General features: G+C 70.0%; 11 protein-coding genes, 1 rRNA gene, 1 pseudogene and 1 riboswitch. Of the genes and pseudogenes, 1 reads left to right on the forward strand and 12 read right to left on the reverse strand.

Annotation, left to right across the window (positions count from 1 at the left end):
* Nucleotides 1-37 precede the first annotated feature (37 nt).
* Complete coding sequence (gcvP, locus tag B446_RS07010) at nt 38-2,923, reverse strand: aminomethyl-transferring glycine dehydrogenase (protein ID WP_020938728.1); 2,886 nt, start codon at nt 2,921-2,923, stop codon at nt 38-40.
* A 174-nt stretch (nt 2,924-3,097) separates the two neighbouring features.
* Nucleotides 3,098-3,192, reverse strand: a riboswitch (glycine riboswitch).
* Nucleotides 3,193-3,311: 119 nt separating this feature from the next.
* Here gcvP and B446_RS07015 point away from each other — a divergent pair.
* The gene (locus B446_RS07015) at nt 3,312-3,683 is read left to right on the forward strand and encodes a PRC-barrel domain-containing protein (protein WP_020938729.1); all 372 of its coding nucleotides are present in this window, start codon (nt 3,312-3,314) and stop codon (nt 3,681-3,683) included.
* Here B446_RS07015 and B446_RS07020 read toward each other — a convergent pair.
* From B446_RS07020 to rrf, 11 genes and pseudogenes are all read right to left on the reverse strand, one after another.
* A pseudogene (locus B446_RS07020) lies at nt 3,605-5,092 on the reverse strand (DNA polymerase IV). The gene B446_RS07015 and the pseudogene B446_RS07020 sit on opposite strands and share 79 nt — an antisense overlap.
* Nucleotides 5,093-5,198: 106 nt before the next feature.
* A complete protein-coding gene (locus B446_RS07025; RefSeq protein WP_078614655.1) occupies nt 5,199-5,882 on the reverse strand; it encodes a MerR family transcriptional regulator in 684 nt (227 codons plus the stop codon).
* A gap of 262 nt (nt 5,883-6,144) precedes the next feature.
* Complete coding sequence (locus B446_RS07030; RefSeq protein ID WP_020938732.1) at nt 6,145-6,618, reverse strand: bifunctional nuclease family protein; 474 nt, start codon at nt 6,616-6,618, stop codon at nt 6,145-6,147.
* 85 nt (nt 6,619-6,703) lie between these two features.
* The gene (locus B446_RS07035; protein WP_020938733.1) at nt 6,704-7,441 is read right to left on the reverse strand and encodes a MerR family transcriptional regulator; all 738 of its coding nucleotides are present in this window, start codon (nt 7,439-7,441) and stop codon (nt 6,704-6,706) included.
* A gap of 43 nt (nt 7,442-7,484) precedes the next feature.
* Nucleotides 7,485-8,315, reverse strand: coding sequence for an FHA domain-containing protein (locus tag B446_RS36900; RefSeq protein WP_193384434.1), 831 nt, complete (start codon nt 8,313-8,315; stop codon nt 7,485-7,487).
* Nucleotides 8,316-8,505: 190 nt separating this feature from the next.
* The gene (locus B446_RS07045) at nt 8,506-9,342 is read right to left on the reverse strand and encodes a DUF881 domain-containing protein (RefSeq protein WP_020938735.1); all 837 of its coding nucleotides are present in this window, start codon (nt 9,340-9,342) and stop codon (nt 8,506-8,508) included.
* A 5-nt stretch (nt 9,343-9,347) separates the two neighbouring features.
* On the reverse strand, nt 9,348-9,680 hold the full coding sequence (locus B446_RS07050) for a small basic family protein (protein WP_003988855.1): 333 nt from the start codon (nt 9,678-9,680) through the stop codon (nt 9,348-9,350).
* A complete protein-coding gene (locus B446_RS07055; RefSeq protein ID WP_106960547.1) occupies nt 9,677-10,603 on the reverse strand; it encodes a DUF881 domain-containing protein in 927 nt (308 codons plus the stop codon). The genes B446_RS07050 and B446_RS07055 overlap by 4 nt, the downstream gene beginning before the upstream one ends.
* Before the next feature lie 124 nt (nt 10,604-10,727).
* A complete protein-coding gene (locus tag B446_RS07060) occupies nt 10,728-13,223 on the reverse strand; it encodes a mannose-1-phosphate guanyltransferase (RefSeq protein WP_020938737.1) in 2,496 nt (831 codons plus the stop codon).
* A 113-nt stretch (nt 13,224-13,336) separates the two neighbouring features.
* The gene (locus B446_RS07065; protein WP_020938738.1) at nt 13,337-13,945 is read right to left on the reverse strand and encodes a CDP-alcohol phosphatidyltransferase family protein; all 609 of its coding nucleotides are present in this window, start codon (nt 13,943-13,945) and stop codon (nt 13,337-13,339) included.
* A gap of 107 nt (nt 13,946-14,052) precedes the next feature.
* Nucleotides 14,053-14,169, reverse strand: a 5S ribosomal RNA gene (gene rrf / locus B446_RS07070).
* Nucleotides 14,170-14,257: the final 88 nt, after the last annotated feature.

Genomic DNA, 14,257 nt, shown 5'->3' on the forward strand with positions numbered 1-14,257 from the left:
GTCCGGCACGGACGGGGGCCCTCCTCCACTCGCTCGCTCAGTCCTCGTAGGCGTCCAGCGGCGGGCAGGAGCACACCAGGTTGCGGTCGCCGAAGGCCTGGTCGATGCGACGCACCGGCGGCCAGTACTTGTCGGCGGCCACGACACCGGCCGGGAAGACGGCCTCCTCGCGGCTGTAGGCGTGGTCCCAGTCGCCGCCCAGCGCCCGCGAGGTGTGCGGGGCGTTGCGCAGCGGGTTGTCCTCCGCCGGCCACTGGCCGGAGCCGACCTTCTCGATCTCCGCGCGGATGGCGATCATCGCGTCGCAGAAGCGGTCCAGCTCGGCCAGGTCCTCGGACTCGGTCGGCTCGATCATCAGCGTGCCGGCCACCGGGAAGGACATGGTAGGCGCGTGGAAGCCGTAGTCGATCAGACGCTTGGCCACGTCGTCCACGCTCACGCCGGTCGCCTTGGTCAGCGGGCGCAGGTCGATGATGCACTCGTGCGCGACCAGACCGCCGGGGCCGGTGTAGAGCACGGGGAAGTGCGGCTCGAGGCGCTTGGCGATGTAGTTGGCGGAGAGCACGGCCACCTGGGTGGCGCGCTTGAGGCCCTCGCCGCCCATCAGCCGGACGTACGCCCAGGAGATCGGCAGGATGCCCGCGCTGCCCCAGGGCGCCGCCGAGATCGGGCCGACGCCCGTCTCCGGGCCGGCCGCCGGCTGCATCGGGTGGTTGGGCAGGTACGGCGCCAGGTGCGAGCGGACGCCGACCGGGCCGACGCCGGGGCCGCCGCCGCCGTGCGGGATGCAGAAGGTCTTGTGCAGGTTCAGGTGCGAGACGTCACCGCCGAAGTGGCCCGGCTTGGCGAGGCCGACCAGGGCGTTGAGGTTGGCGCCGTCGACGTACACCTGACCGCCGGCCTCGTGGACCTGGGCGCAGATGTCGGCGACGTGCTCCTCGAAGACGCCGTGCGTCGACGGGTAGGTGATCATCAGCACCGACAGTTCGTCGCGGTACTGCTCGATCTTGGCCCGCAGGTCCGCGACGTCGATCTCGCCGTCCTCGGCGGTCTTGACGACGACGACCTTCATACCGGCCATCACGGCGCTGGCGGCGTTGGTGCCGTGCGCCGACGACGGGATGAGGCAGACGGTGCGCTGCTCGTCGCCGTTGGCGCGGTGGTAGCCGCGCACGGCCAGCAGACCGGCCAGCTCGCCCTGCGAACCGGCGTTCGGCTGGAGCGAGACCTTGTCGTAGCCGGTGACCTCGGCGAGCCGGTCCTCCAGCTCGCGGATGAGCGTCAGGTAGCCCTCGGCCTGCTCGGCGGGCGCGAACGGGTGCAGCTGGCCGAACTCGGGCCAGGTCACCGGCTCCATCTCGGTGGTCGCGTTGAGCTTCATGGTGCAGGAGCCCAGCGGGATCATGCCGCGGTCGAGCGCGTAGTCGCGGTCGGCGAGCCGGCGCAGGTAGCGCAGCATCGCCGTCTCCGAGCGGTGCTCGTGGAAGACCGGGTGGGCCAGGTAGTCGTCGGTGCGCAGCAGCGCCTCGGGCAGCGCCTCGCCGGCGGCCGCGTCCAGGGCCTCGATGTCGCCGTCGACGCCGAAGGCGGCGAAGACGGCCGCGAGATGGGCCCGGTTGGTCGTCTCGTCGCAGGCCAGGGAGACCTGGTCGGCGTCGACCGCGCGCAGGTTGACGCCGCCCGCGCGGGCGGCGGCCACGACCTCTTCGGCCCGGCCCGGAACACGCGCGGTGAGGGTGTCGAAGTAGGCGCCGTGGACGAGCTCGACACCGCCCGCCTTCAGGCCCTCGGCGAGGATCGTGGCGTAGCGGTGGGTGCGGCGGGCGATGGTCCGCAGGCCCTCGGGGCCGTGGTAGACGGCGTACATGCCGGCCATGACGGCGAGCAGCACCTGCGCGGTACAGATGTTGCTGGTGGCCTTCTCACGGCGGATGTGCTGCTCACGGGTCTGCAGGGCGAGGCGGTAGGCCTTGTGGCCGTCGGCGTCGACGGACACGCCCACGAGACGGCCGGGCAGGCTGCGGGCGAACTTCTCGTGCACCGCCATGTAGCCCGCGTGCGGTCCGCCGAAGCCCATCGGGACGCCGAAGCGCTGGGTCGTGCCGATCGCGATGTCGGCGCCCAGCTCGCCCGGGGAGGTCAGCAGGGTGAGGGCCAGCAGGTCGGCGGCGACGGTGACGAGCGCGCCCAGCTCGTGCGCCTGCTCGATGACCGGCTTGATGTCGCGAACGGCACCGGAGGCGCCCGGGTACTGGATCAGCACGCCGTTGATCTCGCGCGCGGCGATGTCGGCCGGGATGCCGTCGGTGAGGTCGGCGACGACCACGTCCACGCCGGTCGGCTCGGCGCGCGTCTCGATGACGGCGATGGTCTGCGGCAGGGCGTCCGCGTCGACCAGGAACAGGCCCTTCTTGTTCTTGCCCATGCGCCGGGACAGCGACATCGCCTCGGCGGCGGCGGTGCCCTCGTCCAGCAGGGAGGCGCCGGAGGTCGGCAGGCCGGTCAGCTCGGCGACCATCGTCTGGAAGTTCAGCAGGGCCTCCAGCCGGCCCTGCGAGATCTCCGGCTGGTACGGGGTGTAGGCCGTGTACCAGGCCGGGTTCTCCATGACGTTGCGCAGCACGACCGGCGGGGTGAAGGTCCCGTAGTACCCGAGCCCGATCATGGAACCGAGGACCTGGTTGCGGTCGGCGAGCGAGCGCAGCTCGGCGAGGACCTCGGCCTCGGTGCGGGCGCCCGGCAGGTCCAGGGCGTCGGCGTTCTTGATCACATCCGGAACGGCGGCGGCGGTCAGCTCGTCGAGGGAGCCGTAGCCGACCTGCGCGAGCATCTTGGCCCGCGCCTCCTGGTCGGGCCCGATGTGGCGCTGCTCGAAGGGGATGCCCGCTTCGAGCTCGGAGAGCGGAATGCGATGGGCGGTCATTGCGGAGGCCTCCTGGTCTGACGCGACCTTCGAGGGACACCACGGCGCGGGTGTCCCGACGGCCTCCCCCTCTGTCATCTGCACCTGAGAGCTTCACCGGGCGCCCGAGGGTCCCGGCTTTCACCGTCGGTGAGAGCGGACGCCGTCGACACCCGCTCTGCTTTCCAGAGTGACCTCGTCCGTGCGGTACGTGGGCCTGAGAGATTCCGGGGAGGATTTGCTCCTTCGGCGCCTCCGAGGTGGTCGGAGGACTCTCCCGCACGGGGTCAGCAGCCGCTGTCAGCCTACCAGCGAGGTCAACGCCCGAGCCCTCGAGTGGCCGCCTCCCCGAATGTGCTCTTTTGTTGTGCTTACGGATGTGTTGCGACCAGCTGGAGGGAGAGGGACCGTGCAGACCGACATCGATCCGCGCAACCTGATCGGCCGCAAGGCGTTCGACCGCAATGGCACCAAGATCGGCACGATCGACGAGGTGTACCTCGACGACGCGACGGGCGTGCCGGAGTGGGCGGCCATACGCACCGGCCTGTTCTCCCGGGACGCCTTCGTGCCCCTCGAGCCCAGCGAACTGGTGGAAGGCGCCCTCCAGGTCCCCTTCGACCGCTCGCTCATCAAGGACGCTCCCGACTTCGGCGTCGGCCGCCACCTCTCCCCCGAACAGGAACTGCAGCTCTACCACCACTACGGTCTCGACGTCACTCCGCCCCGCGCGTTCCCCGACCACGACTTCGGCAAGCTGGCGGGCACCGAGGAGACCTGAGCGGCCCCTCACGGCGGACCCTGCGGCAACGGGTCCGCCTCAGCCACCAGCGGCAGCGGATCCGCCGGTTCCAGCGCGGGTTCCTCCACCCGGAACGTCCGCACCCTCCCGGGCTCCGACAGCGGCGTCTCGAAACGCACGGTCACCCGGCCCAGACCGCTGCCCTGCACCCAGCCGTGCCCCCAGTCGGCGTGCCGCACGTCCTGGCCGGCCCGCCAGTGCCGCTCCGCGGGCTCCCGCCGGTCCGTGCCGGCCCCGTCCTCCGCTCCCTGTGCCCCCGGTGCTCCCCGCGTCCCTGCCGCCTCGTCCGAGTCCGTCTCCGCCGCCCGCGAGGGCTGTGCCGCCTGGGCGAACAGGTCCTCCTGGGTGTAGTCGGCCAGCCCGGACACCCCCACGCCGAGCAGCCGCACCCCGCCCGTGGTGTCCACCGCCTCCAGCAGGCGCGCGGCCGCCTCCCGGATCACCGCCGGGTCGTCGGTCGGCCCGCGGAGCGTCTCGGAACGGGTCAGCGTGGAGAAGTCGTAGCGCCGCACCTTGAGCACGATGGTCCGGCCCGACAGCCCGGCACCGCGCAGCCGCCCCACGCACCGGTCAACCAGCCGCTGCACCTCCAGTCCGACCCGGGTCCGGTCGTGGATGTCCACGTCGTAGGTGTCCTCGACCGACACCGACTTCGTCTCGCGCTCGGCCACCACGGGCCGCTCGTCGTGTGCCAGCGCCATGGCGTACAAGGCGTGCCCGTGCGCCTTGCCCAGCAGGCGGACCAGTTCGTCCTCCCCCGCCTCGGCGAGCTCCCCCACCGTGCTGATCCCCGCCCGCCGCAAGTGGTCCCCGGTGGCCGGACCGACCCCGGGCAGGGTCCGCACCGACATGGGGCCCAGCAGCGCCCGCTCGGTCCCGGGCTCGATGAGCACCAGCCCGTCGGGCTTGGCCTGCTCCGAGGCGATCTTCGCGAGCATCTTGGAGGCCGCCAGACCCACCGACCCGGTCAGACCCGTGGCCGCCCGTATGTCCGCGCGCAGCCTCACCCCGGCCAGCCGCGCCGAATCCTCGTCCCAGGCCGCTCCGGCGGCCTCCAGGTCGACGAACGCCTCGTCCAGGCTCAGCGGCTCCACCAGGGGCGACAGCTCGCGCAGCAGCGCCATCACCCGCTCGCTGATCGACCGGTAGAGGGTGAAGCGGGGCACGAGGTACGCCGCGTGGGGCGCCAGCCGGCGCGCCTGGGCCATCGGCATGGCCGAGTGCACCCCGAAGACACGCGCCTCGTACGACGCGGTGGCCACCACACCGCGCGGCCCGAGCCCGCCCACGACGACGGCCTTCCCGCGCAGGCTCGGCTTGGACGCCTGCTCCACCGAGGCGAAGAAGGCATCCATGTCGAGATGCAGGATCGTGGGCGCGTTTCTCACAACTCCGATGCTGCACCACACCACTGACAATGCCCCGGCGGGGAGCGCCGGGGCATCGCGGGTCCGGTCGGCGGGCCTTGCCGGACGGCCCGGGGGGCCGGCTCCGTCAGACGGCCCGGTTGCGCCGCCGTGCCAGCTCGTCCGCCGGGTTGTGCCCGACCAGCGTCTCCCCGGTGTCCACCCGCTCGCCGTGCAGCTGTGAGAGCGCGCTTTCCACGTCCCGCCAGACCACGCCGACGGCGATGCCGAAGATGCCCTGACCGCCCTGGAGCAGCGCGTGGACCTCGTCGGGCGAGGTGCACTCGTACACCGTCGCGCCGTCACTCATGAGCGTCATGCGCTCCAGGTCGCGGAAACCGCGTTCCCTGAGGTGCTGGACGGCCGTCCGGATGTTCTGCAGCGAGACACCGGTGTCCAGGAACCGCTTGACGATCTTGAGGACGACGACGTCCCGGAAGCTGTAGAGGCGCTGGGTGCCCGACCCCAAGGCGGGCCGCACGCTCGGCTCGACGAGCCCGGTGCGGGCCCAGTAGTCCAGTTGCCGGTAGGTGATGCCGGCGGCCGCGCAGGCGGTGGGCCCGCGGTACCCGATCTCCTCGGTCCCCATGGACGCCGCCCCTCCGCCGTTCGGCACCGCCGTAGGTCGCTGCGGGGCGGGGTCGCTCGCGCTGCCGGGATGGGCGTACCCCCCGCGCGAGCGCGGCTGAGAACTCGGGGGAGGGTACGGACCGCTCTCCCCGAACCCTCGTCCGGGGGCGCCCCCAGCCGTACCGTCGCCGCTCGTTCTCACGCCGACCTCCGTCCTTGACCTGCCTTCTCGACGGTAGGCAGTCACCAGGGGTGCGTCAACGATCGCCACACTCGGCACGCCGAGTGATAATCACCCTAGGAGTGGTTTCCCGCACCCCACCGCGGGGAAAGGCTAGCCGAATGCTCTCGCGCAGGGCCGGAGGACGCTCTCAATGGACGGTGGCAATTGCCGTGCCCGCGGCCGCCACGAGGCGCCGTCCCGCCCTGTCGGCGGACCTGCGGACCGCACGGCCGACCCGGCCTCACTGGCTGCTGGTGCCGAAGTCCTCGGGCGAGATCTGGTCGAGGAACTCGCGGAACTTCTCCACCTCGTCCTCCTGCTCGTCCGGGATCGCGATGCCGGCGTCGTCCAGCACCGAGTCGCTGCCGTAGATCGGCGTCCCGGTGCGCAGGGCGAGCGCTATGGCGTCGGAAGGACGGGCGCTCACCTCGACCCCGCTGGCGAAGACCAGCTCCGCGTAGAAGACGCCCTCACGCAGATCCGTGATGCGTACTTCGGTCAGCTCCTGGCCGACGGCCTCCAGCACGTCCTTGAACAGGTCGTGGGTCAGCGGTCGCGCGGGGGCCATGCCCTGCTGGGCGAAGGCGATCGCCGTCGCCTCCCCAGGCCCGATCCAGATGGGGAGGTAGCGGTCGCCCCCCACTTCGCGCAGGAGCACGATCGGTTGGTTGGAGGGCATTTCCACCCGGACACCTACGACATCGAGCTCGTTCACACAGCAACCCTAGGCCGTGCCCGGGACGTTTGGGTAGTCGGGCCGGGAACAGGTGGCCGATCCGGCCGCCGGCGCACCCCGTCGCTCAGGGCAACCGGACGCCCAGCGCCGTCTGCACCAGCGAGGCGTGCAGCCGCATCGTGAGCGCGGCCAGCTCCTTCGCACGGGCCTCGGCGTGCGCGCGGGTCTGCGGATTGCGGTGGCGCCGCAACGGGGCCACCACCTGGTCCACCAGGCCCGCCTCGCGGTCGGCCGCCGCCTTCATCAGCCGCAGATGGCGCGGCTCGATCCCGAACCGGCCCAGTTCGGACACCAGCGAGGCCACCGTCACGGCCTCGGCGTCGTACACCCCGTCCTCCAGGGGAGTGATGAGCCCGTACGACTCCCACTCCGCCAGGTCCCCCTCGGCGATGTCCGCGGCGGCCAGCAGCTCGGCCCGCCCGATCCGCGCCACCGTCGCCCGCCCCGGGGGCTCGGGCACGTCCTCCCCGGTGCGCTGGCGCCCCACCACGGGCAGCGCGACGGCCTCGCCCCGCTCCATGGCGTCCAGGTGCTCGCGGATCACCTTCAGCGGCAGATAGTGGTCCCGCTGCATCCGCAGGACGTGAGCGAGGCGCTCCACGTCCCCGGCGCTGAACTTGCGGTACCCCGAAGGGGTCCGCTGCGGCTCGATGAGACCCTCCGACTCCAGGAAACGGATCTTGGAGATCGTGACTTCGGGGAACTCCTCGCGCAGCCGGTTCAGCACCGCGCCGATGCTCATCAGCCCTCTGTCCGTGGCGGCGGTACCGCTTCGGGCACCGCCGCTCGGTGTGTGAAGCATGGACCTTCCCTGGGGGTCGTCCCCCCGGACGGAGTCCGGAGGGTCAGATGCCCTGCCGGCTCGCGTAGAAGACCAGCCGGTACTTGCCGATCTGCACCTCGTCACCGTTCGACAGAGCCACCTGGTCGATCCGCTCCCGGTTGACGTACGTGCCGTTCAGGCTGCCCACGTCGGCCACCGTGAACGAACCGTCCCCGGCCCGCCGGAACTCCACGTGCCGGCGGGAGACCGTCACGTCGTCCAGGAAGATGTCGCTCTGCGGGTGCCGGCCGGCCGTGGTCAGGTCGCTGTCCAGCAGGAAGCGGCTGCCCGAGTTCGGGCCCCGCCGCACCACCAGCAGCGCCGAACCCAGCGGCAGCGCGTCGACCGCGGCCTGCGCCTCGGGCGAGAGCATCGGCATCTGCGTCTGACCGGTCACCTCGGCGTCGTAGGCCTCGATACCGGAGATGGAAATCGTGGAGGTGGTCTCGGACGCGCGCTCCGGCGTCACACCGGGACGCAGCGGCGCGCCGCAGTTCGAGCAGAAGCGCGCGTTCTCCGCGTTGCGGTTACCGCACCTCGTACACACCAGGGCCGACATGGACGGATCCTCCTGCCGCGGCTGCCCCGCGGGGGCGTTGGAAGCATACGGGCCTGGAGCGAACCCTCCACCCGCACTCGAGGTCGACGGTTGCCCGAAACCTATGCCGCCGGACTGGGCAGGGTCAACAGACGCCGCGCCCTGACCTCCGGAAATGTCACCGCCCGGACCAGCCACCTGGTCCCGGAACAGCGGACGCTGGCCCTCGGCGTCAGGCTCTGCGCGATGACGAGCGGTCGCGTTGTCGCTGCCCTCTCGTGCGCTCTTGCCGAACAACTTCGCAAACAACTTCACGGGCGATTCCCCTTGACCGAAACAGACCCGCCCGTGGGGCAGGACGAACCCTGATTGCCTACACCGGCCGACCCGGACATCCTGACAACGTCCGTAGCCACCAGACAGTTTCCACCACGCACCGCCCCATCGGTGCGTCGACCCCCCGCAACCTCATGCCCGTGCCGGACGTCCCCCATGCACCGACGGTTCACTGGGAGGACGACCGAGCGTAGTCAGGCTGCTTCACCTGCCGCAAGGCATCCACGACGATCTTGCCGGACCGCTCGACGGTCACCGTGGCCTGCTCCTTCTCCAGTGTCTGCACCACACCTCCGGGGATGTTGAGCGCCGGCTCCAGATCCTGCGACTTGCCGATGACCTTGAAACGATAGGGGGCGTTGATCTTGTTCCCGTCGACGCTCACGCTCTTGCCGGCGTCGCTGAAATACGTGCCCGCGACGACACGCACCCCGTTGACCTGAATCGCCTCCGCACCGGCCGCGCGCAACTCCTGGATCGCGTCGAGCAGCATGTCCGCCTTGACCGTTCCCTTCGTGTCCTCGATCGTCATCGTGATGCCGGGACCCTGCGCCGCCACACTCCCCGTCAGGATGCCGAGTTGCCGTTCCTTCTCGGCGGTCTGCCGGCGGGCCTCCGCCGCCTGGTCGGAGCTGCTCTGAAGTTCCTGGCGCTGCTTGTCGAGTCCCTGCTTCTCGTCCTGAAGACGCTGCGTACGGGAATCCAGTTCATCGAGAATACGAACAAGATCTTCCTGACGTGCCCCGCGCAGCGCGCCGTCGCTGTCGCTGTTCGACGCCACCTGCACGGCCAGCCCGAAACCGAGACCGAAGAGCAGCAGCGCCACGATGAGTTGGGCACGCGTGATCCGCAGCGGCCACAGCCCCTTGACCAGCCGCTGACGCCCGGTGAGCGACGCCTCGGCGTCCTCGGTGGCCGGCCGCTCGGGCTCGGGAGCCGCGGGCGGCACCTCGTCGGGCAGTTCCCTGCGCAGCCTGTTCTCCGGCTGCTCGTCCTGGTTGCTCATCGGTATCACGCCCGGAAGACGTGCCGCCGGATCGCCGCGGCGTTGGAGAAGATCCGGATACCGAGCACGACCACGACACCCGTGGACAGCTGCGCGCCCACGCCCAACTTGTCGCCCAGGAACACGATCAGCGCGGCCACCACCACGTTCGACAGGAACGACACCACGAAGACCTTGTCGTCGAAGATGCCGTCCAGCATGGCCCGCAGACCACCGAACACGGCGTCCAGCGCCGCCACGACGGCGATCGGCAGATAAGGCTCGACCACCGCCGGAACCTCAGGCCGGACCAACAAGCCGGCCACGACTCCCACGACGAGGCCCAGTACGGCGATCACGATGTGCCCTTCTCAGTCTTCTCGGCGTTCCCGGACGCTGGCTCTGCTGTTCGTACGATCACACTCGGCGCGGAGGGCAACCGGACGTCGCTCTCCGTGGAGATGGTGGCGCGGATGGCGAAGTTCTGCTCCAGAGCATGCAGATAGAGCCCGTCCGCACTGTTCTGGAACCTGTTGCCCAGCCGCTCGCCGTCCCCCACCGCCAGCACCGTGTACGGCGGCACCAGCGGCTTGTTGTCGACCAGTATCGCGTCACCGGCCGCCCTGATCGCGGACAGGGCCGTCAGCCGCTGCCCGTTGATCGACACCGCCTCGGCACCCGAGGACCACAGCCCGTTGACCACACGCTGCATGTCACGGTCGCGCACCCGCCCGGTGTCGGAGAAACCGGAGGTCTCGCGCGGGTTCGTACCGTCTCCCCCGCTGCTCGCCGCCTTGGCGTCGTCCACCACGAGCTTCACCCCGGGACCGTGCACCGCGGTGGCCCCGGACAGGACGCCCACCAGGTCCGCGTCGGCGCTGCCGCCGCTCTGCCTCAGCGCCGTCCGCTGGCGCGCGCCGACGTCGTCGCGCAACCGGTCGACGTCCTTCTGCAGCTGGTCCGCGGCCGCCGTCTCCCGGTCGATCCGGTCGATCAGCTCCTGCCGCTCCTTGGCCACCGTGGGCGCCGCGACACGCGCCTGCGCCGCGCCCACGGTCACGACCAGTGCGGCCAGGACCAGCCCGGCCGCCAGGACCAGCTTCGCCCTGAGGGTCCTGGGCAGTCCCCCTTCGCCCCGGGACTGCCTGCGGGCGGCGGCCTCGGCGTACCCGTCGTCGAGGCTGTGGTCCATGACGTTGGTGATCAACGACATGGAGGCATCGGGACGCCGCGGCGGCGAGGGGCTGCTCCGAACGGGGGGTGGCTGCGGCATGCCGCACATCGTCGCACGTCGCGAGCAGTACCTCCGAATGGCCCCTCCGGCGTGCCGGACAGGCCCCCTTGGGGACACTTGTCCGGCACGCGCGCGTGCGGTGCCTTTTGCCGCCCGGAGCTGCTGGTTCCGCCTAGCGGCCGGCGCTGTCCACCACGGCCGACCACTCGTCCAGCAGCGCCTGCGCGGAGGCGTCGTCCGGGCCCTCGGCCCACAGATGGGTGACGGCCTCGGCCGGGTCGGGCAGCACCATGACCCAGCGCCCGTCGCTCTCCACGACCCGCACACCGTCCGTCGTGTCGACGGAGCGGTCTCCCGCCGCCTCGACGACCCGCCGCATCACCAGGCCCTTGACGGCCCACGGGGTCGCCAGGTCCCGCTTCAGGACGTGCGCCCGCGGAATCCGCGCGTCGATCTGGCTCAGGGTGAGCTGGGTGCGCGCCACCAGACCGATCAGCCGCACGAACGCCGCCGTGCCGTCGTAGACACCGCTGAACTCGGGGACGATGAACCCGCCCATGCCGTCGCCACCGAAGATCGTGCCCTCTTCGCGGCCCACCCGGGTGAGGTCGTCCGGAGACGTGGTCGTCCACTCGACCTGCGTACCGTGATACGCCGCCACCTGCTCGGCGATCCGGGTCGTGGTGACCGGAAGGGCCACCCGCCCGCTGCGCCGCTCGGCGGCCACCAGGTCCAGCATGACCAGCAGAGCCCGGTCGTCCTCGATGATCCGCCCCTTCTCGTCCACGAGCGACAGCCGCTCGCCGACGGGGTCGAACCGGACGCCGAACGCGGCCCTGGACGACGCCACGATCTCCCCGAGCCGCACCAGCCCGCTGCGCCGCATCTCGGTGGTCTCCGTGGGCCGGGACTCGTCGAGACCGGGGTTGATCGTCAGCGAGTCCACGCCGAGCTTGCCCAGCAGGCTCGGCAGGACGAGGCCGGCGCTGCCGTTGGAGGCGTCCACGACGACCTTGAGGCCGGACTCCGCTATGCCCGTCGTGTCGACGTTGCGCAGCAGCGAGCCCGTGTACGAGTCGAAGACGCTCGCCGGGAAGTACAGGTCACCGATCTCGCCGGGGAACGCCCGGCGGTACTCCTGCCGCGCGAAGATGCGGTCCAGCTTGCGCTGACCGCCCTGGGACAGGTCCGCGCCCTGCCCGTCGAAGAACATGATGTCGACGGAGTCCGGCACGCCCGGCGACGTACGGATCATGATGCCGCCGGCGCTGCCGCGCGCGGTCTGCTGCCGCGCCACGGGCAGCGGCACGTTCTCCAGGTCGCGTACGTCGATGGCACTGGCCTGGAGCGCCGAGATCACCGCACGCTTGAGCGCTCGCGCGCCTCGGGAATGGTCTCGGGCGGTGGTGACCGTCGACCCCTTCTTCAGCGTGGTCGCGTAGGCTCCGGCCAGCCGTACGGCCAGCTCGGGCGTGATCTCCACGTTGAGGATGCCGCTGACACCGCGGGCGCCGAAGAGGTTCGCCTGTCCTCTGGACTCCCAGATGACCGAGGTGTTGACGAAGGCGCCGGCCTCGATGGTCTTGAACGGGTAGACCCGCACATTGCCCTGAACGATCGATTCTTCACCGATCAGGCACTCGTCACCGATGACCGCGCCGTCCTCGATGCGGGCCGCCCGCATGATGTCGGTGTTCTTCCCGACGACGCAGCCGCGCAGGTTGCTGTGCTGGCCGACGTACACGTTGTCGTGCACGACCGCCTTGTGCAGGAAGGCACCGCTCTTGACGACGACGTTGGAGCCGACGACGGTGTGTTCGCGGATCTCGGCGCCGGCCTCCACCTTGGCGTAGTCGCCGATGTAGAGCGGTCCGCGGAGTACCGCGTCGGGGTGCACCTCGGCACCCTCGGCGACCCAGACGCCCGGGGAGATCTCGAATCCGTCGATGTCGACGTCGACCTTGCCCTCGAGCACGTCGGCCTGGGCCTTGACGTAGCTCTCGTGCGTGCCGACGTCCTCCCAGTAGCCCTCGGCGACGTACCCGTAGATGGGCTTGCCTTCCTTCATGAGCTGCGGGAAGACATCTCCGGACCAGTCGACGGACACGTCCGCCTCGACGTAGTCGAAGACCTCGGGCTCCATCACGTAGATGCCCGTGTTCACCGTGTCGGAGAAGACCTGCCCCCAGGTCGGCTTCTCGAGGAAACGCTCGACCTTGCCTTCCTCGTCGACGATGGTGATACCGAACTCCAGCGGATTGGGCACCCTGGTCAGGCAGACCGTGACCAGCGCGCCCTTCTCCTTGTGGAAATTGATCAGGTCCGTGAGGTCGAAGTCGGTCAGGGCATCGCCGGAGATGACGAGGAACGCGTCGTCCTTCAACGCCTCCTCGGCGTTCTTGACGCTGCCGGCGGTACCGAGTGGCTTCTCCTCGTTGGCATACGTGAGCTCCATTCCGAGCTCGTCGCCGTCGCCGAAGTAGTTCTTGACGAGCGATGCCAGGAACTGCACGGTGACCACGGTCTCGTTGAGCCCATGCCTTTTGAGCAGCCGCAGCACATGCTCCATGATCGGCCGGTTGGCCACCGGAAGGAGCGGCTTGGGCATGCTGGAGGTCATAGGGCGAAGGCGAGTGCCTTCGCCACCGGCCATCACGACGGCCTTCATGTCGGGAGCGTCCTCCTAAAGAGACGACGGTCTAGCCGACTTCACCCATCGAGATTGTCCCGCAGTTTTGGGCAGCGGGCCATCGGGCCACTATGTCCGGACAATCGATGAGCTCAATCGGTCACGGCGTCCGCGCGAACCAGGCGACGGACTTGTACCACGTAGAGCACTCCTGCCCACCAATAGAGGGTTGTACCCCACCCTGCGAACGCCCATCCGAAAACAGCGGCGAGTGACGCGATCCACCCCTTTCCGTCACTGAGCAGCAGCAACGGGAAGGCGTACATCAGGTTGAACGTGGCGGCCTTCCCGAGGAAGTTCACCTGCGGCGGCGGATAGCCGTGGCGCCTGAGGATCCCCACCATCACCAGCAGCATCAGCTCCCGCGCCAGCAGAAGGGCGGTGAGCCAGACCGGGAGGATCTCCCGCCAGGTGAGGCCCAGCAGCGTCGTGAGGACGTACAGCCGGTCGGCCGCGGGGTCGAGGAGCCGGCCCAGGCTGCTGATCTGGTTCCAGCGCCGGGCGAGCTTGCCGTCGAGATAGTCGCTGACCCCACTGAACGCGAGCACCAGGAGGGCCCAGCCGTCACTCTGGGGGCCACCGAACTCGGGCCTGAGGATCAGCCACAGGAAGACCGGTACGCCGACGAGCCGGGCCATGCTGAGGATGTTGGGGATGGTGAGCACCCGGTCCGTCTGGACGCGGGTCTCCTGGACCTCCACCCGGGGGCCTCCTGTGCGAAACGAGCCAACGATGCCCCCTGACCCTACCTCAACGCAAAAAAGCTCCGGCCCCTGGGCATTGCCCAAGAGCCGGAGCTTCAAAAGGAGTTCGGCGGTGTCCTACTCTCCCACAGGGTCCCCCCTGCAGTACCATCGGCGCTGTGAGGCTTAGCTTCCGGGTTCGGAATGTAACCGGGCGTTTCCCTCACGCTATGACCACCGAAACACTATGAAACTGTCGAACAATGCCGCACCACGCTCTGTGAAACGTGGGGCTGTTCGTGGTTTCAGAACCAACACAGTGGACGCGAG

The organism is Streptomyces collinus Tu 365 (assembly GCF_000444875.1).
Taxonomy (GTDB): Bacteria; Actinomycetota; Actinomycetes; order Streptomycetales; family Streptomycetaceae; genus Streptomyces; species Streptomyces collinus_A.

Coding starts and splice junctions, on each gene's coding strand:
- gcvP (WP_020938728.1), bottom strand. CDS start 2,923: ATGACCGCCCATCGCATTCCGCTCTCCGAGCTCGAAGCGGGCATCCCC.
- B446_RS07035 (WP_020938733.1), bottom strand. CDS start 7,441: ATGCTTCACACACCGAGCGGCGGTGCCCGAAGCGGTACCGCCGCCACG.
- B446_RS07045 (WP_020938735.1), bottom strand. CDS start 9,342: ATGAGCAACCAGGACGAGCAGCCGGAGAACAGGCTGCGCAGGGAACTG.
- B446_RS07055 (WP_106960547.1), bottom strand. CDS start 10,603: ATGTGCGGCATGCCGCAGCCACCCCCCGTTCGGAGCAGCCCCTCGCCG.
- B446_RS07060 (WP_020938737.1), bottom strand. CDS start 13,223: ATGAAGGCCGTCGTGATGGCCGGTGGCGAAGGCACTCGCCTTCGCCCT.